The sequence below is a fragment of the Bartonella sp. AC10YNML genome (assembly GCF_042196825.1).
Taxonomy (GTDB): Bacteria; Pseudomonadota; Alphaproteobacteria; order Rhizobiales; family Rhizobiaceae; genus Bartonella.
Genome location: NZ_JBHIRA010000010.1, coordinates 33337 through 53184, shown reverse-complemented (window position 1 = coordinate 53184; position 19848 = coordinate 33337). Strand labels below are relative to the sequence as shown.

The following is a 19848-nucleotide window of genomic DNA, read 5'->3' as shown; positions in this document are numbered from 1 at the left end:
CACTGAAAAAAAGATTACATGAAAAACAAAAACTATCTGTTTTTATGTTTATGCTCCCCTTACATGGCAAAAGCCATTCCTTTTTCTCCATGTCTTTGTTGTTGTGGGCTGTGCTCTGGACTATTTTGTTCTTGTCCTCTTGCGTGACGATGATGGTGGTAATGTCTGTCTTCTGTATCTCTTTCTGGACTTTCTTGTTTTTGACCTCTTTCTCTTTCCTGCTCCCGTGTAAACTTTTTATGGAGCTTTTGTGTATTATATATATGTCTCTCAAGAGCTGAGCAAAGAGGACGAAAACCATCTTCAGCTTCTCTGCGGCTTAGAGATTTTACACCAAGTATTTTGTGACCTGCAAGCTTACCAGCGCTTTCAGGATTTTCTGCAAGGCTCCATAAGACTTTTTCTGCATTTTGAGGGTCGTCAAGAATCTTAGCCAGTTGTTGATTCAAAGCATGTTCGTTACCATAAACAACTCTGCACCATTCTTGCGTTTCTCTTACACCATATTGAAAGTCTACGTTTGTTAAAAGCTTTGTTGTAACCACATCTTTTGGGGTTCTGGGAGGGGAGATTCTGCCTCCGCCAACGCCTTGATAGATGGGATTTTCTAGTTGTTCAGACTCTTGCCCGCCTTCAGCTCCCATGCCAACCGTTGCATAGACAGATTCGAGTGGTCTTTGGGGAGAGCGACCACCTTCTGTACCAAATTCAAGCTCTGAATAGAGATGATGTTTTGATTCTTGGGGATGTCGTCCACCCTGTGCACCTTCACCAACTGTGTCGTAAGGTGTTTGCCAATCTTGCGCTGCCAAATCTGTTATTGAATAGGGGTTTACGAGTTTGTCGGTGCGTCGCCCATCACTTGGTCTTTCACCAAGTCTGTCATAGGGATTTCCTAGTGGCTTTTGGGGAGCATAGGCCGTTTCTGATGGTTGTTGAAGTGTATATTGAGGTGAGGTGCGCTGTTCTTTGGGTGGCTTATTAACTTTAGCGTAGAGGTCTTCTACATTAGAAGCTCCTAGGTTTTGTTGGTCAAGTGGCTTTTTGGGAGCATAGACCGTTTCTGGTGGTTGTTGAAGTGTATATTGAGGTGAGGTGCGCTGTTCTTTGGGTGGCTTATTAACTTTAGCGTAGAGGTCTTCTACATTAGAAGCTCCTAGGTTTTGTTGGTCAAGTGGCTTTTGGGGAGCAAAGACCGTTTCTGGTGGTTGTTGAAGTGTATATTGAGGTGAGGTGCGCTGTTCTTTGGGTGGCTTATTAACCTTTGCGTAGAGGTCTTCTACATTAGAAGCACCTAGATTTTGTTGGTCAACTTGTCGTCTTAGTTCCTCTACATTGGTAGAAGGGCTTGGGTGATTTTTTTTCATGGCTGTTTCCTTTCAATATTTTTAGAAAACCTCTTTGGCGCATTTCCCACTTTTTGATATTTTTTAAGACAAAAGAAGAATATCAAACTGAATGGTCTCCAAAGACTTCGCGCTATTCATATTGATATGTAATGGACATTTATGTCTTTTATACAGTTTTTTTATGAAATATTATCAATAAGTTATAGTAAATTATAGGATTCATTTTTAGGACTATCTTTTGTAACATTTTAAAACAATAGGTGGGCGCACTGGAGATAAAATGATTGGCGCTAAGAGTTAGTTGGAAGGCAAAAGTTCACGCGTTTTTAGCCGGTAAGAGCAAGCGATGAAGAGCGACTAACTTTCAAGCTGCGGGCTTGACATTGTGCTTCTTGGGTGTTCTTTACAGTATTCGCAATTTCTTTTGCTTTGCTTTCCGATGTCCCAAGGAGGCACGCTAGTCTGGTATGGTCTTTTTCTTGTATGGCTTTACGATCTTCTGAGGATAGACGATTGTGTAGTTGTCGTGAAAAGGTATGGAGTTCTTGTCGCAGTGAACGAGAATGCAATAAAGCTTCCCTTTGTTGTTCTTCTGATAAGGAAAAAAGGTTTTGTAAATTTTTTCCAGGTTTTTCGACAGCGTGACTCAATCGATTTTGTTCTCTTTGGTATTGCTCTAAAATTTCTTCTTTTGTTTGTTGTGTTATTGTGGCATAATTTTTAAAGGCTTGGCTGAGTTGTGGAACAGTCTGTTCGGCTTGTCTGCGATTTGAACTTTTCATGCCAAGTATTTTACTTCCTGCAAATTTAGAAATTGATTGAGGGTTTTCTAAAATTTCATCGGCAAATTGATTTCCCAAGTTTGGAGCTGCCGTTACGATACCTAATGTTGTCTTTAAGGCGTGGGTTTTACCATAAACAGTCTTTGATAAATTTTCGATTTCTTTTCGGCATGCTTCAACATAAGCGTCATTTGAAATCTTTTCAAATAACTCTTCATGGGTAAGAGGGGCTAATGTTTCTTTTGGGATCAGTATTTCTTTTAAGCTTTGAACGTTGGTTTTTTGAAAACAGAGGTGAGCACCGTTTTGTAATGTTTTGACTTGTTCTGGGGGAAGATCATCTTTGTGTCCGACGACGAAAGCTCCCTCTACTTCCATGACAAAACCTTCTGCTGAAAAACCTCTAAAGATGCCTTCATAGGTTACATCTTCTTTTGCAGCAACAACAACACGATTGTTAATTTCATCCAATCCAGCGTTTCTCATTTGGGAGATGAATTCTTTTAAAACAAGGGATTTTTGCGGATGCGTGATATCTTCAAAAAGATCTTTCATCGGTTGAGGATTGCCATATTGCATGGCTTCAATACAAGCTGCTGTCATGCGTCCTTTTGTGATGAAAGAAAAGTCAATGGTATGCCCTGCTGCTTGTCCAAGTTTTTCCATAAACATTCGATTGACGCGCCCATTCCCTTTTCTAAAAGGATGCGCGTGTTCAAGCGCCATAAAAACTTCAGCGGCACTTTCAGCAAATTCTTGGCGCGATAAACCTTTTAAATTGTTCTTTTCATTAAGTGTTTTTTCGAGTTGTTTTAGTTCTTTTTGAACCTTCGGTCCAATAGCAAAAGGAACTTCATAACCTTTGGGACGCATCGCCGGCATATGGGCAGTGGTGCCATCTTCAAATGTAAAGGATGTATCGCGGGTGTGGCCCGCCCATTCAAAAGTTTCGTAGAAGAGGCTCCAGTGGATTAGTTTTAGATAGGAAGCATCAAATTTTTGTGGGGGTGGTTCATGGCGAAAATTTACGGCTGCTTTAGTGACGTCATGGGTACTGCGTTGATAGAGTTTTTTAGGGTCTTTGATGCCATATTTATTTTTGAGTGTTTTGGTTCCTTTATATAGATAATTTTGCTCTAACATGTAATCTCTCCTAAGTAGGTAGGGTGGTGGTTGATGAGCGTCTTAAACGCTGCCATGTGAAAAATTCCCCTTCGCGTATTCTTTTGAGATTTTGGTTGTTATGAGAGGGAGCATTTTTCCCTCAAGTGTATGGGTTGTATCAATCGTTTTGTGATGCTTTTGAAAAGCTTTTCTGATGTTTCCTGTGTTTATTATCTTGTGCTGTAAAATACTTGGTATTTAGGGTGCTGATATGAAGCTCATGAGTGGCCAGAAAATGGATTTTCTATAAATTGACTTTGGGCAAAATCTTCGTTCTTTGAGGTGTAAGAAAGAGGTCAAAAAGAAAAATGTAGCTTAAAACTGTTTTTTCCTTTAACAAAGTTATTTGCAAGAGCGCTTTGATGAGGGGCGTGGATATAGCGGGTGTAATCGCTCTTGGTTAGCGGATGGTGCTGGTACTTTTCATACACAGCTCTCAGATTGGTGAATCTATGGGCAAAAGCAGTCATCAAAAATTTTTCTCCATTATGTTTTTCTTATTGCTCCATATGAATATTTTGCCATACGGATATCTTTTTTGTGTATTTTTGCAACAAAATGTTTTTTATTTTATATTGTTGCTCTTATTATATTGCGCTGCTCTAAGATCCATGAGAGAGAAAACTCTTTCTTTGGTTGAAAAAAAAGCTTTTTTCAGCGCTTTATCGTTAAAATAGAACACTTTATGATATCGTAAAGGGGGGAAAGCTTGTGTAAGAATGATTTATTCATTTTGATGTATATCTTAAATATTTTTTGGGAAAAAATCGATGTTCTTGAGTGTAGGTGTTTTGAGAGTTCTTGTCTCAAAGATCAATCATTTGTTTTTCTTAAGCCTTGATATTGGTGATTAGCGTTGTGAAATGTTTTTGGTTGTTTGTAGGGGATAAGTTATACACAAAAAGCTTTGTAGGAATGTATTTGCAGGACTTTTCCAAGTGGAGAGGTTGGTTTAGTTATAGATAATTTGAGGGTTTTGGTATTTCTTATAAAGACGATGGGCGCTGGTAAAACGATACACAAAATACAAAAAGGAAAAACACGGATTTTTTTATCATGTTTTCCTTATATGTGTGTGTGGAAGCGGTCAAAAACTTTTTGTTAACGGGTTTTTAAAAAACAGAAATCTATGTTGTTTCTGTGGTTGTTCTTTTCATAGTCAAGATCTCATAATAGAAGGTTAGTTTTTCTTTTGTGGAGCAAAGCGGTTTTTTGCAGCAGCGGCTAACATTTCTTTTCTTCTGAAATAGATGGCGCGGCCACATCGCAAAGGGTGCTGTCCTTGCATAAGAATAATTTGTTCATCTTGACGCATTTCTTGAATTATCTCATGGGGTAAAATGAGAGCTCTTTTTAAAATATTCATATAACCACGAAAATCGACTCCATCTAAGACAAATAAAATAGGCTTTTGTAGCTTTCGTCAGTAGTAATCATGACGTTTAAAAGGAATTAACAATTATCCTGTCCAATTGCTTTGGATATGGTGTATATGCTATGTGCAAAATTGGTGGTAGGGCGTTTAAGTAGTCTGTTTTTTGCATGTATGATAAGAATATTAAAATATCTCTTCCACATAGGTGTTTAAATCAAAAAAACAAAGTTTCATATTTTTTAGTTGGCCATAGCAAGTGTATTTGAACGATTTTGTGTGCGTGTGTAGAATTGGCTATGAGTGTTCCTTGCTTTTTGAACAATGTCGGTAATTTCTCGTGCTTTCTGTTCTGATATACCAATACTTTGTGCAAGTGTTTCATAATCTTTGTTTGTGATCGCACTACATTCGTTTGATGAGAGACGATGTTCTAAACTGTTTATAAAAGTACGGAGCTCTTGGTATAATTGAGGAGATTGAGACAAGATTTCTCTTTGTTTTTCCGGTGATAAAGCAAAAATATTTTGCAAGTTTTGACTGGGATTCTCTACCGCTTTTCCAAGGCGTTTTTGTTTAATTTTATGGTCTCGAGTGACTATATTATAGGTAGCTTCTACGGTATACACATAATTCTCAATTGCAAGAGAGAGCACATCAAGATAATTTCGAGCGTGTACACGTGTCGGATTTTGTAGACCGCATATACTAAAACCTGCAAGAGGAGAAACAGAGTGCGGTGCCTGTTTAATCTGATTAGCAAACTGTCTGCCTAATTCTGGATTTTTAATAATCTCTTCTATCTGTTCGTTTAATACGTTTGCGTCACCATAAACAGTTTTTGCGTAAGCTCGGACTTGCTTTTGAGCTTTGAGAACGTAACTATCTAGCGCAACTGTTTTGGCACATTCACTTTTTGTGAGAGGCGCTAATGTTTCTTTTGGAATAAGCGTGTTTTCAAGCTCTTTGCTGTTGGGGGCGGTAAAGGTAATGATATCACCAGGTTTTAATGTTTTTAATCGTTCTGGTGTGAGATCATCTTTGCTACCAATGATGTAAGTTCCTTGCATATCGAGTATAAAACTTTCTGAATAACAACCTTTATAAGTTCCTATATAGGTTTCTCCTGCCTTTGTTGCCATAACAAGGCGATCATCCACGTTGCGTCCCGTATTGTTTATGTGGTCCATAAATTCTTTTAAAAGACGTATTTTGGGGGGATTGGAGATATCCTCAAAAAGATCTTTCAACAGTTGTGTATTGCTATATTGCATTGCTTCGCTACAGGCAGCCATCATACGTTTTTGTGTGACAAGCGAAAAGTCAAGCTGATGTCCTGCAGCTTTGGCAAGATTTTCAAAAAAGACTTGTTCTGTGTGCTCATTGCCATCTATGAATGGGTGGATTTTGTGAAGAGAATAAAATAGACTCGTTGCTTCCTTGACAAATTCTTCGCGTGTTAAGCCTTGCAAATTGTTTTTTTCGGCAAGCGTTTGATCTAATTTTTGTAAGAGTTCAGGGATTTCTTCACCAGTTGCAAAATTATTGCCCCATTCCATTCTTTTCATTTCTGGCATGGCGGCAATGCTATCGTCTGTAAATGCGAAGGGGATATGACGCAGATGTCCAGCCCATACAAAGGTATTTTTAAACAATTGTTGGTGGATATGGCATAGATAAGTTGAATTAAAATATTCTGGCAGGGGTTCTGCACGCAGATTGATCATGGCTTTTTGCCTATCATGTGAGCATTTTTCCAGAAAGCGTTTTAAATCTGTTTCTCCATATCTATTTTTGAGAATTTGGGTACCAAGATAGATATAATTATGGGGTGAGGGAATTCCTTTTGTTTTTTCTTTTGCTTTTGGCATTGTTACATTCCTTATAATGTTACATTGTCTATGAGAGTGTGTTAAACTTTTTGTTTGAAAATCCCCCACGCATATTGTTTTGAGATGTTGAGACTTGGGTGAGGAAAAAATCCCTCAAATTCGTAGGTGTTTTTGAGTGTATAAATCTTTATCTTGGCACTTTTTTCTTTTACTGAGAGAGAATAGTTCATTTGGGTTGTTTTCATGCATATTGTCTTTTAATTTTTTTGTAGAAAAATTTTCCTATAAAAGCGGTGCCTTCAAAAGTTTCTTGATAGGATTCTCAAGGCATAGATATGATTGGTATTTATTATTTGGAGATGAGGAGAGTGCTTTATAAAGAAAATTGGCATTGGTAAGCACAGGCATAATACCATCATTCAAAGACTTTTCCCTATATTTTTCTTGTTGTATCAAGCGGGAATTCCTTCTTTATAGGCTTTTATGAGATAGAATCTCTGTTTTTATCCTTTGATGTTTTTGTTTTGATGCATGACCTCCATTGGAGGGTGTTTTTTAGTTTTTCTGTGCTTTTGGGGCAAAACGGTTTTTTGCAGCTGCGGCTAACATTTCTTTTCTTCTGAAATAGATGGCGCGACCACATCGCAAAGGGGGTTGTCCTTGCATAAGAATAATTTGTTCATCTTGACGCATTTCTTGAATAATCTCGTGGGGTAAAATGAGAGCTCTTTGTTGGTAATTGATGTTGTAAGAACTTTTTCCTAAAGATAAACCTCTTGATTTGCTCGTTCCGGTGACTTCAACGGTCATTTGACCACAGCGTTCTGAAATGTCTTTAGCTGTTTGAAGGTCTTTAATGGCCGCATAACTGACAAAGGAGCAGCTTTCAAACCATGAACGTGCTCCTGCTTCGCCAAAGTGATTGACCAACTGACCCGTGGATTGATAAAAGAGCATCAAGGATGTGCCGTATTTACGTCCACGATCGCGGGCTTCTTCTAAAATATTCATATAGCCTAGAAGATCAACTTCATCTAAGACGAATAAAACACGCTTTTTATAGTTACCGTCTGCTGTAACCATGGCATTGAGAAAGGCGCCAATAATCACACGTCCAATAGCTGGATAACTGTTCAAAATGCTTGCGGGGAGATTGAGAAAAACATCTGTATTGCCATTGGCAATATCTGAGGAAAAAAAATCATCTCCGCAGACAAGATCTGCATAATTGGATAAAGAAAGCCATTGGGTGTCTTTTGAGGCGGTTGTATAGACTCCTGAAAAGGTTTGCTCTGCCATTTCTGTAAAAATACCCACCATTTCACGAATAAAAGGAGAAGGTGTTGTTTCTTGAATCATGCGCAATTGATTAACAACAGCTGTTTCTGATTGAGAGAGAATACCACGCAATGTTTTTAAATTGCGCTCGCTGTCTTCATATTCATCAGAAAATACAACATGAGCAAGAAGAGCTGTTAATAGGTTATGGGCTTGTGTTGAGAAATATTCCGCTGAAGAATTGTCTGATTTTTTATCTGTAAGAAGCAACTTTGAAAAGCTTACAATATTCGCTTCGCGTTGTGTGCGTGGTACGCTGTCGTCTAAAAGCCAATCGATGACATTAAAGTTTTTTGTTAACAATGAGTTGGGATCGAGAACAATGACATTTCTATTTCCCATTTTTTGACGCGCATATTTGACCATTGGGGCAACTTCTGTTGAAGGATCAAGACAAATAATAGACCCTGGATAGGTTAAACACGTAGGAACTACTGTACTTGTTGTTTTATAGCCACCAGAACCAGCAAAAAAGATCATATGAGTTGAACCAAAATCAAGATTAAAGGTTAGCAAAGGGACTGTTCCACCCTTTCCCCATGTTGTTTTATTGCCAGGTGCAAAGGGAATGTTGCACACATTATCTTGATCGACACGATATCTTTCACCCACAACAATTTGCCCATTGGCAGGAAAGATTTTTGCTGCCTCTCTTAAATTCATCCATGATGCTTCACCAAAAACACCTTTTTTTGCACGCTTGACCTTACTTTTAGGTGGAGAGGTTGTTATGAATTGAATGAGGGACAAAAAAACACCAATGATGATGCCAAAGACAACCATGGGATCCATAAATTGAAGAGCGTAGCTCCACGTTATTCCTTGTTGTCCAACATAGGGACTTAAGCGTTTTATTTCACCACCAATATAGTAAAGAGCAGTCATTCCAAAAAAGACAATGGAGACAAAAGTGATTATTCTACGCAGGTGCAGTTTTTGCGAGAGACTATACAACAATGAAACAGTAGCCGTTAGTGCTAGGACTAATAAAGGTTCTGAACGAAGAGTCCAATAAATTTGATCGCTCTTTAGTCCATTTGTTATAAACAACAAAAAGTGAGGGACAAGGAATATTGTTAAAGCACCTAAAGCGATCGGTGTTAAAATGAGTACCATTTGTGTTTTGGTATATTTCATTGTATTTTACTTTCAATTCTGTCAGAATATGTTGCGAAATGCTCTTTTCCAAGTGTGTGATATGAACTCTCATCTCTTTTTGCAAAGGTGCAGATAACGCCAGACAGTTTTTGCTTATGAGCCTTTCTCATTAAGGAGAAAGGTTTTATCTATTCTTAGCAGGCCATAGCAAATGCTTGGGAACGATGCATTGTGCATATTTGCGCTCGTTGATGTACTTCTTTGGTTTGCTTAATAATTTCTGTAATTTGCCTAGCTTTACTTTCTGATACACCAATACTTTGAGCCAATGTTTCAGAGTCATTCTTTTGGACTGCTTTATGTTCATTTGGTGAGAGGCGGTTATTGATGCTTTTTGCAAAGTTTGTAAGCTCTTTTTGCAGTGAAGGATTTTTTGCTAAAGCTTCTTGCTGTAATTCTTTTGGCAAGGCGAAGAGATCTTGCAAGCTTTGACTTGGCATTTCTACCGTTTTTGCACGACGACTTTGTTCTGTTGCATGTTCTTGCGTAATTTCCTTTTCAGCATGTTTTACAGCATACGCGAAATTTGCAACGGCAGTACAGAGCATCTCAAGATGATTTTTAGCGTTTGCACGTGTCTGGTTTTGTAGTCCACATAAACTGAAACCGGCAAGATGAGAAATAGAGTGCGGTGCTCTTTCAATCTGGTTAGCGAGCTGTTGGCCTAAGCTTGGATTTTTGATGATTTCTACCATCTGTTTGTTTAATGTTTTTTCGTTACCATAAACAATTTTTGACAATTGCTGAACCTGTTTTAGGCTTGCGTGGACACAAGAATCTTCTGCAACCATTTGGGCCGTTTCATTTTCTGTCAAAGGGGCTAATCTTTCTTCTGGAATGAGAATGCTTTCAAGCTTTTTTGTTTTGGGAACGGTAAAGGTAAATCTATCACCAGGTTTTAATGTTTTGAGTTGTTCTGGCGTGAGCTGTTCTTTATTGCCGATGATGTAAGCGCCTTTCACATTGAAAGCAAAGCTATCATAACCAGCACCCCTATAGGTACCTGTGTAGGTTTCACCTTCTTTTGCAACCATAACAGGACGATCATTAACATTGCGTCCAAGTTCTTTCATGTTGTTCATGAATTCCTTTAAAAGAAGTATTTTATTGGGATTAGAGATATCTTCAAACAGATGTTGCATTGGCTCTAGGTCACCATTTTCTGCTACAGCAACACTGGCGAGCATCATGCGTTCTTTTGTAACAAGTGAAAAGTCAAGCTGATGCCCTGCGGCTTTGGCGAGATTTTCAAAAAAGACCCGTTGTGTACGTCCATTTCCTCCCCTAAAAGGATGGAGTTGGTTAAGGGCGTTAAATAAGCTTATTGCTTCAGCGTTAAATTTCTCACGCGTTAAGCCTTGCAAATTATCTTTTTCGGCAAGCGTTTGATCTAATTTTTGTAAACCGTCTTGGATTTCATCGCCGAGTGCAAAAGGATTTTCCCATCCTGTTCTTTTCATTTCGGGCATGGCGGCTGTGGTACCATCTTCAAATGTAAATGGGAGATGGCGCAGATATCCAGCCCATTCAAAGGTATTTTTAAATAAGTGGTGATGTATAGAGCATAGATAGGAGCTATCAAACTTTTCTGGTACGGGGGATTCACGCAGATTAACTATCGCTTCTGCTGTATCCTTTGAACATTTATCCAGAAAGGATTTTAAGTCTTTTATTCCATATTTATTTTTGAGTGTTGTGGTGTTTGGGTAGACATAATGATGGGGAGAAACTGTCTGTATATTTTTTGTCTTTGCTTTTGCTTTTGGCATCGCAGCTTCCTTATAATTTTACGTTGTCCATAAGAGTGTTAAATTTCTCGAGTGAAATATTCCCCTTTGCGTATTCTTCTAAAATTTTGAGTGTTGTAGGATGAAGCGCTATTCCCTCTATCGTATGGGTGCTGATGGCTGCTTCAACGGCTTCACGGCGTTTTTTTAATTCTTCCTCTGTCATCGATAAAAGATTTTCTCTATTTCTGTTTCGTTGGTTTTCATGCATTTTTTCTCTTATTTGCAATTGTTGCTTTAAAAGAGCCTTTGGCAGCCGGTGTGATCTTTCTTTTAGTCACCTCCAAAGATGTTTCGTTGTTTGAAGGGATCGTAATAAATTTCTGTGACCTTAAATTTTCCTTCAATCCGTTTGCATTGGATGATGATATCAATCATCGAAATCAACAGTCCTCGAATATCATCACGCTCTAAATCACCACCGCCTTCACTTTCTTTGACCAAAAGGGTCATCTGCTCAAAGGCTGCAAGTGCTGTTGATGCGTGAACCGTCGTAATGGAACCTGGATGGCCTGAATTGACATTGCGGATATAATAAAAGGCTGTACCATCTCGAAGTTCTTGCAAAAGAATACGATCAGGACGCATCCGTAAAGATGATTCAAGCAACTCTTTGGGGCCAACGGAGGCTAAGCCTTGTCCATCTTTTGAATAGAACATTGAGACATGGTTAGGGTGTGGTATCACCAATTCTTGCGTGTCTTCAATGGTGATAATACGCTCTTCTTGAGGGATTTTGGCGATTAATGCTTTTGATAATGTTGTTTTACCCGAACCGGTTTTTCCCGCAATTAAAATATTTTTCTGACATTCTACAGCTTGATTTAAAAAAGAGACAAAGTCTTTATTACAGTAGGCATTGGCTAAATTATGCTCGATGATTTTGAGTTCGTTAAAACGAGAATGATAGTCATTCAAAGGTGTGAAAGAGACCTGTTCACAGAGCGAGAAGAGGCCTTTCTTGGCGAGTTCTTCGAGAGAAAAACTCTGCGATGATGGTTTACGAATTGTCATACTAATCGTGTCTTTTTCGACAGCCGGTGGAATGACAATTTGAATGCGCTCATTGCCTGGTAGCGTTGCAGATAATATTGGGTTTTTGTCCGATATGTTTTGCTTGGAATAGGAGGCGACAACTTTCGCAATCCCCATAAGCTCATTAAAAGAGAGAGCCGGTGCTTCTATTGTTTTCCATCCATCAAATCCTTCAGTCATGACTTGATAGGGACGATTGATAACAATTTCAAAAAGACTATCATCTTTCAAAAAAGCATTGATGGGTTCAAGTTTTGTGAGAACAATCGCAACGGTTTCATCGCACATGGTATGTAAGTTTGAGTTCATTCTAAAGTTACCGCAGAATTTTTGTAAAAGTTTCTTGAAACAGCTCGATTGATAATTTGTTTTTTGTTTTCGATGACTTTCAATTTATAAACGCTGGAAAAATCTAAATCGCGGGCAACAAAGATATTCACCATTTCCCCTTGGTTTTTGGATAATGTTGGAGGAATATTGGCGTAATTTTCTACGAGAATGTTTGCGATGTTTTGTCCTGAAGAGAGAGTTTCAGTTTCTTCTTTTTCCTGTTTTTTTGATAAACGTTTATTGGCATAGTGTGTTGCATCTTTTATTAGTGAGACAAGAAGCGCAGACCCAATCCTCTCGAGCCAATGGTTATCAATATCTCCATCCATACCAGAACGCCCTAAAGTATCCGTTGCCGGTGAAGCTAAGGATATAATGATACCATTGGGGGTTTTTGCTCTATTCCATAGTACAAAGAGACGTGTTTGGCCTTTTTTCAATCCGGCGCGATATTCACCAACAATTTGGGTGCCTTTATCAAGAAGCACAACACGACCATTGTCTGATAAAATATCTCTGGAGATGATACAACTGGCAAAACCTTGTTGATCACTGTTGATGGCTGTTTCTAAAATACAAGGAATAGAAGTTCCCATCGCGATGATGTAGTTTCGATTGCCAAGGGTTGAAGCACGAATACCTTCAAGCACTGTGGGTTTGAGAAGATGATTAAAACGTTGTGTCGTTTCATCAGATTTACTTTCAAGTTGGTGAGGCAAAGCACCATTATTTGTTTGTGAATCTATTTTGCTTTGTTGTGTACTTGCATAAGCTAATACAGGAGCACGTTGTGCTGCCTCCAGCAGTGAGTCATCAGAATTTAATTGATTGATGTTTGGTGTTGGTAGCTCGACTTTTGGTAATAGAGCGTTATTTCGTTGAGGCTGTTCAAAGGGGGGAGGGGTAGGCTTTGCAGGACGAAAAAGCTCTGTTTGTTTTATAACTTTTCCTTCTTTTGAAGATTCAACCGGTTGCTTTTTGTCTGTAACAAGTGTTGAATAGGCTAAATAAAGACAGACACTGAAAAGAATAATAAGAGCAATAGCTTTCCCCACATTGTTCTGTTGACTTTTCCCTTGAGCATTTTTTATTGTATCGCGATCATTAATGCTTTTTTCATCCACGGTGTTATTCATGGCTGCTTCCTAGGTTCACTTTACGTTGTACAGATGGTGATGTCGTACCTGTTTCAGGGTTAATTCCTTTTGGTACGAACCTTTTGTTAAAGATGCACAATACTTCATTCCCACGTCGTAGCGTGAATTGTGCAGATGTCGCATGGACAATAACCTTGTTGCCTTTAATCGATTTGGGAATAAGGGCTTCTTGCCCATCAGGCGATACAATGTAAATGGCAGGGATTTCAATGTTGCCTAAAAAGGTAAAGGTTGTTGTTTTCCCATTATCATAGACAGAAGCAGGTTCAATGAGGGATGAGCCTTGAGCTTCATAAGCCCAATTGCGTGGTCCAAAATCTTCATGGATATTTAAAATATCATTGACAAAGTTTTCTTCACGTTGTTTTTCTTTTTCTGCTTCGGCTAATTTCTTACGTAAGGCTTCATCTTCTGGATAACGAAACTTTACTAAGAAATACGTCTCATTACCCGCTGAAACATCGCCTTCACGGACTTGTAGCTCGAATTGATAAGAGCGTTGTGTTCCATCTTGGCGGCTTGTGACAATTTGTAAATTTGTCACAGGCTGGACTTCACGTGGTTTGAGAAAAACAAAGTGTCCAGCCGGTGCAACTTGCCAAGCAACCGAATTTCCAATTCCTACATAGGTTACTTCTTCATCAACGGCAAATTCTAGTTGAACCGAAGAGCGAATGGAGCCAATGATTTGTACGACGTTGTAGGGGTCATAATTGACAAATCTGATGCGGTTATCTTTACGTGCACTGATAGGCGCTGTTTCTGCAAGTGAGAGAACTGTGTGAAAGCTGAGAGTGATCGTAAAAATTAAAGAGATTGTTTGCAAAAGTCTGATCATTTTATCACCTCTGGATCAGATCTATATTCCGATACTTGAAAACCAAGAGGGTTGATAAGACGATCAGACGTTGAAATGTGTGCGTTCACGTAGGAAAAATTTAAGATTGAAATCCAATGGGAAATATTTTCTTTTTCATTCAAGTCTCTGATCGTTTTATAGTAACGAACTTGGATAAGATCTTTGCTTATAAAAGAGATTGATTTGATTGTGACGGTAGCAATCACGTTATGATAAATATTTTGCGGACTTTCTGGATTATTGCCCGCGTACCATTTTGCAAAACGGTTTTGTTCTTTTGGAGAAGATAAAAGAGAGACTAAGCGAAAATTGTTTTCTGCTTCTGATGCTTGAAAACCTTCACGAGCGCGAACGTATTGGCTGGCAAAATAACGCGTTATAGCTTCATCATAGTCGTTAGGAGATTCTTTTAGGGCGCTTACAGTATCAATAATGCCTGTTGAGTTATCAACGCGGATAACAAAAGGCTCTACCGTTTTCAAAGGCGTCAAAGCTGCGACAGCTAAAGCTAGCGCAATCGTCATCAATCCAAAAAGCACTGTTAAAGCCATGGAGATTTTCATCCGCACACGCATGCTATGCATGCGATCAATGTCAAATGAGCGCGCTTCTTTTATATATTCTTCAAGGGCATCACTTTTCACGCATAACCTCCACAGTTTTATCAGATCGTGCTTCATGAATAACCGGCTTTAATAAAGCTGAATTGGCTGTTACTTTTTCACTTTCCAAAGTATTGAGAATGATGGGAGTAGTAACAGGCTTTACGCTCTTTTCTGGGTAGACAATGTTTTTATTGTCCCAATTCCACTTATCTTTATTTAAAGCGCGTGTATGTTTGCCATTACAGCGTGGTGGTTTTTTAGGGCCACTCAAAGAGGCACAACCAGTAAGAGCCATTGTTAGGACCATAACAAAAGTTATTTTTTGTTTCATTTTTTAAACTCACAAATATCTTGGAATACAATGCATGAGAGCCTTTGTTCTGAACATTTTTACAAGTTTATGTGATGCAAGATTTCGATTGGTTTTGTTGTTAGACCCAAGGTGTTAGATCTTATCTGGAACAGGATCATGGCGCGTGCACCCTTTGGCGCACACAAGGAAAAAACAAAAATTCTTATTCTTTTAAAGAGGTGCTTTATCTTAAAATCGACCACGACCACCTCCAGATTTACCTGCTTTTGCGGCCGCCCCTGCCGCACTTCTAACAGCGTTACCAGCAGCTCCTGAGATTTGTGAAGTGGCACTTTTTACTGCATTGCCACTCGCTCTTGCACCATTTGAAAGCATTGTAAAAATCTGTCCTCCTGAAGAGACACCAGCGTTAAAGTATGGTCCGCCAGAGGCCAGCGCTGTTGCAATACCAGGAAGCGCACGGAAGATAATAACTCCTATGATCGAAATGACGATGACAGGGGGAAAAAGAACGTAAATTGATTCATATGAAACTTTGAGAACCTGTAGGATAACTTGACATATAATGGTTCCAAGCATGATTACGAGAACTTGTAAAATGGTAAAATTGATCAAAGTTGTAATCCATGCATCGGAGTATTTTCGCGTTGCATTGAACAAATACAAACTAATAAATAGAGGCCCAAGACCTATAATCATGACGAGTGCAACTTGTGCAAACATTTGCACAATAAAACCACCTATACAAAAAAGAATAACTGCGAGAAGCATGATAGAACCAAGAAGACCCACAATGATCTTTTCAAAAAACCAAGCATTGTATAAGACTTCTTGATAACGCGAACTTGCCTTTAACAAAATATAATCAAAAACATTGGAGCTTGCAGGATTACTGTTAAGCGCATTCCCAATAGCATTGGATAAATCATTAAAGAAAATATCCTTGACATAAGTATTAAATATATCCGCATTCGTTGCCATTGTTGTAACAACAACGATTTTAACAACATTATTGAGAAGACTATGCATGGAAAGCGCAACGCGACCTGTCATAACATTATAGCCATAAAGAAAGATAAAAATGATTGCAGCGAGATTTAAGGGCGCTGAAATAGCAGAAGATAGCCCACTCACCGTTGTGTCCATCACATTATCGAGGGGTTTTAAAATATACCCAGAAACGCTTTCAAAGGGAGAAAAACTAAAGTCTGACATTTGTACTCGTACTTTCAAGTTTTTCTTTTAATTGTTTTTCTTTTTCTTTTAATTGTGCCTCAAGATATTTATGCTTTTGTTGTTCCTTTTCTTCACGTAATTCATCTTTTGTTTTCGTATCTCTTGCTTGAATCATATCAAGAGACTGAAGTTTTAAAGAATTCACTTGAAGATCGGCTTGAAGAAGAGAAAGCTTTACTTGAAGATCTTGTCGAAGGGCTTGCAATTCTTCTGGTTTTGTTTCTGGTTTTGATTTAATATTTTCAAGTTGTTGACTTATTTCTTTGATTTTTTTTGCAGTGTCAGTTGCTGTTTTATAAATAGTTTCAGCTGTTTCTGATTTTGCAGCATTTAATTTTTGTGTGTTCTCGAGTGCTTGTTTATAATATTCATCTACATCGGGTGTCGTTTGTGATATTGCATGAGAAATAAAAGAAAAAGATAACAGTGTAACTAAGCCATATTTTTTCATTGATTTTTTCTCCTTTGATAAAATATGGGCAGCCATTTGTCAGGGTCAGCTCCATATTCGTTGATAATTTCATTCATGAGTTCAATGTTTTTTGTTGTGCCGCTTAAAACGGCGATCTCATCATTCATTCCACGTAAGTTAAGTTCTGCAACGACGGAACTTTGTCCTTGTTTGATGAGAAAACGACGGGATTCTCTGCTTAACTCTGACTGTATCAGTTCAAATTCGCGCTCAGTAAGTTTGAAAGCTTCGACATAATCATTGTAATTTGCTTTTTGATTTGGAAAAAATATTTGGGTGGGGCATTGCTCAATGATTGTGTGCGCGATTGTTGAGTTCAAAGCATCTTTAGGGCTTTGTGTTGCAAAGAGCATCATGCCATTTTGTTTACGAATTGTTTTTAGCCGATCTTGCGCAAAAGCTTTAAATGAATCATCTTCTAAAGCTTTCCAGAATTCATCAATGACGATAATGATACGTCGCCCATCAATCAAATCAAGAATGCGGTGAAAGAGATACATCATTAAGGGGCGCCGAATTTCTTCATTATCTAAGAAATCGGTCATGTCATATCCAATGAACTGCGCATTTAAATTGAGATCATCTTGATCATTATCAAAAACCCATCCTAAATCATTGCCTCTAATCCAGCGTTGCAGCCGTATGGCAATCCCTTCTTTGGATGTGTTGTCAAAAAACAGTTGAAGGGCACCAAGAGAGCGCTGGGTTGGGGGTAAGTTTTCCAAGGAATCAATGGCTTTGGCGATATCTTGTCGCTCTTCTTCTGTTACGATTTGCCCTTCAGCGGTCACCAGCTTTAAGATCCAATTACGAAGAAAGATTTTATTTTTTTCGGTGTATTCCATGCCCTTTAAGGGAGCAATACCCGTGGGCTGCCCATTCTTTAAAGGTTTATATTTCCCTCCTCCAGCCCGTACAAAAATCTCTGCTCCTTGATCTTTATCAAAAAAAACCATAGTTGGATTGTGTTTTTGTAATTGTGCAAGAAGAAAATTAACAATCACTGTTTTACCAGAGCCCGATGGACCACAAACAAATGTGTTTCCAAGATCGCCATAATGAAAATTAAAATAGTAAGGTGAACCGGCCTGTGTTTTTAGCAATGCGACAGCAGCTCCCCAAACATTATCGTTCAGTTTGCCAACAGGGAAAGAATGGAAGGGCGATAAAGCAGCAAAGTTTCTGCTAGTAATGGCGCCTGAACGCGCACGATAGCTAAAGTTTCCAGGAAGTTGTGCCCACCATGCTGCTTCCAATCCTAAATCTTCTCTGGCAATCACGGCTCCCCCATTGGTTAAATGGGAACGTGCTTTTGATAAGTTTTCAGACAATATTTTGGGATGATCAGCAAAAACAGCTAAAGAAATGTGGTGTTCTCCCAAAACAAAACGGTTTGATTCTAAATCATCCAGCGCTTCATCCAATGCATCAATTTGTGAGCTAGCACGGTCAGCTGCATTGATCATTTGATTTTGCTTGCGGCTCATAATCGCACTGGCGGCTGCCTTACTTTTAAAGACAAAGGATTGTGTTAAGATGAATTCAAATGGCACCGTAAGCAGACCATCAGTCATACCTGGGCGTGTTTTAGAAGGATACTCTTTCCATCCAAACATGCCCACAAAGCGTTCATTGCTTTCATGGCGAATTTCGATAATTTCTTTCCCAAAAATAACACGATCCGAGTAAATTGTTGAAGCAATAGTTCCAAATGTAAGAGGAATACGCTCACGTCTTCCCCCCACTAGCTGGTGGAGAAATTCACTTTGTTCAGCAAATAAAAGTCCTTCATGTTCATAGATGGATAGTAAACGGACTTCATACTCTTCCAAACCTTGCATAAGATCTTGACTTAACTCTTCGAGTTTACGAATAGCTTCCTCATCGGGTTCAGATTGTGTTTTCTTCGCTTTGCTCAAGCGCTGAAAAAATGAAACCAGCTTTTCTGTTTTATCCGCGGCCGGATTCCAAAGCAGTGAAATAAATAGATCATTTCTATACAGTTCTTGCGAAACCATCTTCTTTTTATATTTTTCATCTAATATTGTTGCAAAAGATGAAAGAAAATGACCTTCTGGGTATATCGTTTCACGGCGGCGGATGATGTGAGAATATAAAGCAAGCCGTTCGTCTGCGATATTTTTTAAAAGGGTGTTTAATTGGTTGTGTAAAGAATTTAATTGATCAATATCCGCAGTGTCAAAATTTATACCCTCAACAGCCATCACAACCATTAAACAGCGTGAATTTAAAGCAACGATATGTTGGTTGATGTAGCGTATATAGGGAATATATTCTTCAGGCAAAGTTTCCCGTTTCATGATTGACATCTGTTTCACCAGTTTCGTTCCTTCAGCTTAGTTCCTTATAAGTGCGGATAAGGCGTAAAGGGGAGGTTGAACCTCCTCCCCATCGGTTGAGGTTTTTTTGTTTTCCTCGGGTATTGAGCCATGCAAATAATACGCGAAATTGGTTGTGATCGTACTTTGTCACTTCTCGCAAAATAAAGTGCATCCCAATCCCAAGACCAAACATGGTAAAATCACTGGTCAAAATGAAAAGAATGGATGTCGCCATAACATTGAGCGCCATCGCTTCCATTGTAACACCAGCAAACATGGCCGGGCGCGTACAGGCAAGGAAAAGAGTATCTTCGTTCATTTATGTTGTGCCCGCTAATTTGCCGACGAGAGTGGGGGCACCAAAAACAATAGCAATCCCCAGAACACAGTAAGCTGCTTTGCGTAAATCAATAAAGCCGTACATCCAGCCAATCCCCACAGCAGCAACACATATAATAGCAATAAGCTTTGCCGTTGGACCCGTCATCATTGTGACAATGTTGCCTAAAACACCATCAAGCTTCCCGAAACCACCTCCACTAGCAGTAGAAGCAGCATAAGAAGGATCTGATACAAAAACTGCCGTAAAAAGCAGCATCGTCACGATAAAAATGATGTTTTGGAATCTATTATCTGTCATTTTACCTCTCTTTAACAAATAATATTTGTTCATATATCGACATTCCATCGCCTCTAACAAACTGGAGAGTGTTGTCA

16 protein-coding genes and 1 pseudogene are annotated in these 19848 nt (G+C 38.8%); all 17 read right to left on the bottom strand.

Translation table 11 applies throughout. From position 1 onward, the window contains the following. Nucleotides 1–59: 59 nt before the first annotated feature. Nucleotides 60–1367, bottom strand: a complete 1308-nt coding sequence (locus tag ACFINA_RS06355; RefSeq protein WP_375615256.1) for a BID domain-containing T4SS effector — start codon at nucleotides 1365–1367, stop codon at nucleotides 60–62. Nucleotides 1368–1675: 308 nt separating this feature from the next. Next, nucleotides 1676–3274: a BID domain-containing T4SS effector gene (locus ACFINA_RS06350; protein WP_375615255.1), complete on the bottom strand. Its 1599-nt coding sequence runs from the start codon at nucleotides 3272–3274 to the stop codon at nucleotides 1676–1678. Nucleotides 3275–4475: 1201 nt separating this feature from the next. Next, nucleotides 4476–4661, bottom strand: a pseudogene (locus ACFINA_RS06345) (type IV secretory system conjugative DNA transfer family protein); the annotation flags it as partial. Between the two features lie 248 nt (nucleotides 4662–4909). Then, complete coding sequence (locus ACFINA_RS06340) at nucleotides 4910–6538, bottom strand: BID domain-containing T4SS effector (protein WP_375615254.1); 1629 nt, start codon at nucleotides 6536–6538, stop codon at nucleotides 4910–4912. Between the two features lie 516 nt (nucleotides 6539–7054). Beyond that, entirely contained in the window at nucleotides 7055–8974 is a 1920-nt protein-coding gene (gene traG / locus ACFINA_RS06335; RefSeq protein ID WP_375607248.1) for a Ti-type conjugative transfer system protein TraG, read from the bottom strand. Between the two features lie 155 nt (nucleotides 8975–9129). Beyond that, the gene (locus ACFINA_RS06330) at nucleotides 9130–10764 is read right to left on the bottom strand and encodes a BID domain-containing T4SS effector (RefSeq protein WP_375615253.1); all 1635 of its coding nucleotides are present in this window, start codon (nucleotides 10762–10764) and stop codon (nucleotides 9130–9132) included. Between the two features lie 10 nt (nucleotides 10765–10774). Beyond that, nucleotides 10775–10993, bottom strand: a complete 219-nt coding sequence (locus ACFINA_RS06325) for an antitoxin VbhA family protein (RefSeq protein ID WP_375607250.1) — start codon at nucleotides 10991–10993, stop codon at nucleotides 10775–10777. 62 nt (nucleotides 10994–11055) lie between these two features. Further along, complete coding sequence (virB11, locus tag ACFINA_RS06320; RefSeq protein ID WP_375607251.1) at nucleotides 11056–12126, bottom strand: P-type DNA transfer ATPase VirB11; 1071 nt, start codon at nucleotides 12124–12126, stop codon at nucleotides 11056–11058. After that, nucleotides 12123–13283 (bottom strand): type IV secretion system protein VirB10, encoded by a 1161-nt coding sequence (virB10, locus tag ACFINA_RS06315; RefSeq protein WP_375607252.1) that lies wholly within the window; start codon nucleotides 13281–13283, stop codon nucleotides 12123–12125. The genes virB11 and virB10 overlap by 4 nt, the downstream gene beginning before the upstream one ends. After that, nucleotides 13276–14142, bottom strand: coding sequence for a P-type conjugative transfer protein VirB9 (virB9, locus tag ACFINA_RS06310; protein ID WP_375607253.1), 867 nt, complete (start codon nucleotides 14140–14142; stop codon nucleotides 13276–13278). The genes virB10 and virB9 overlap by 8 nt, the downstream gene beginning before the upstream one ends. Continuing rightward, nucleotides 14139–14843, bottom strand: a complete 705-nt coding sequence (locus tag ACFINA_RS06305; protein ID WP_375607254.1) for a virB8 family protein — start codon at nucleotides 14841–14843, stop codon at nucleotides 14139–14141. The genes virB9 and ACFINA_RS06305 overlap by 4 nt, the downstream gene beginning before the upstream one ends. After that, the gene (locus tag ACFINA_RS06300) at nucleotides 14797–15099 is read right to left on the bottom strand and encodes a type IV secretion system protein VirB7 (RefSeq protein WP_375614692.1); all 303 of its coding nucleotides are present in this window, start codon (nucleotides 15097–15099) and stop codon (nucleotides 14797–14799) included. Before ACFINA_RS06300 ends, ACFINA_RS06305 begins: the two co-directional genes overlap by 47 nt. 210 nt (nucleotides 15100–15309) lie before the next feature. Then, a complete protein-coding gene (locus tag ACFINA_RS06295) occupies nucleotides 15310–16296 on the bottom strand; it encodes a type IV secretion system protein (RefSeq protein ID WP_375607256.1) in 987 nt (328 codons plus the stop codon). Beyond that, nucleotides 16283–16768, bottom strand: coding sequence for a type IV secretion system protein VirB5 (locus ACFINA_RS06290; protein WP_375615252.1), 486 nt, complete (start codon nucleotides 16766–16768; stop codon nucleotides 16283–16285). Before ACFINA_RS06290 ends, ACFINA_RS06295 begins: the two co-directional genes overlap by 14 nt. Continuing rightward, nucleotides 16765–19119 (bottom strand): VirB4 family type IV secretion/conjugal transfer ATPase, encoded by a 2355-nt coding sequence (locus ACFINA_RS06285; RefSeq protein ID WP_375615263.1) that lies wholly within the window; start codon nucleotides 19117–19119, stop codon nucleotides 16765–16767. The genes ACFINA_RS06290 and ACFINA_RS06285 overlap by 4 nt, the downstream gene beginning before the upstream one ends. 22 nt (nucleotides 19120–19141) lie before the next feature. Continuing rightward, a complete protein-coding gene (locus ACFINA_RS06280) occupies nucleotides 19142–19450 on the bottom strand; it encodes a type IV secretion system protein VirB3 (RefSeq protein WP_212112790.1) in 309 nt (102 codons plus the stop codon). After that, nucleotides 19451–19771 (bottom strand): TrbC/VirB2 family protein, encoded by a 321-nt coding sequence (locus tag ACFINA_RS06275; protein WP_375615251.1) that lies wholly within the window; start codon nucleotides 19769–19771, stop codon nucleotides 19451–19453. Nucleotides 19772–19848 lie beyond the last annotated feature (77 nt).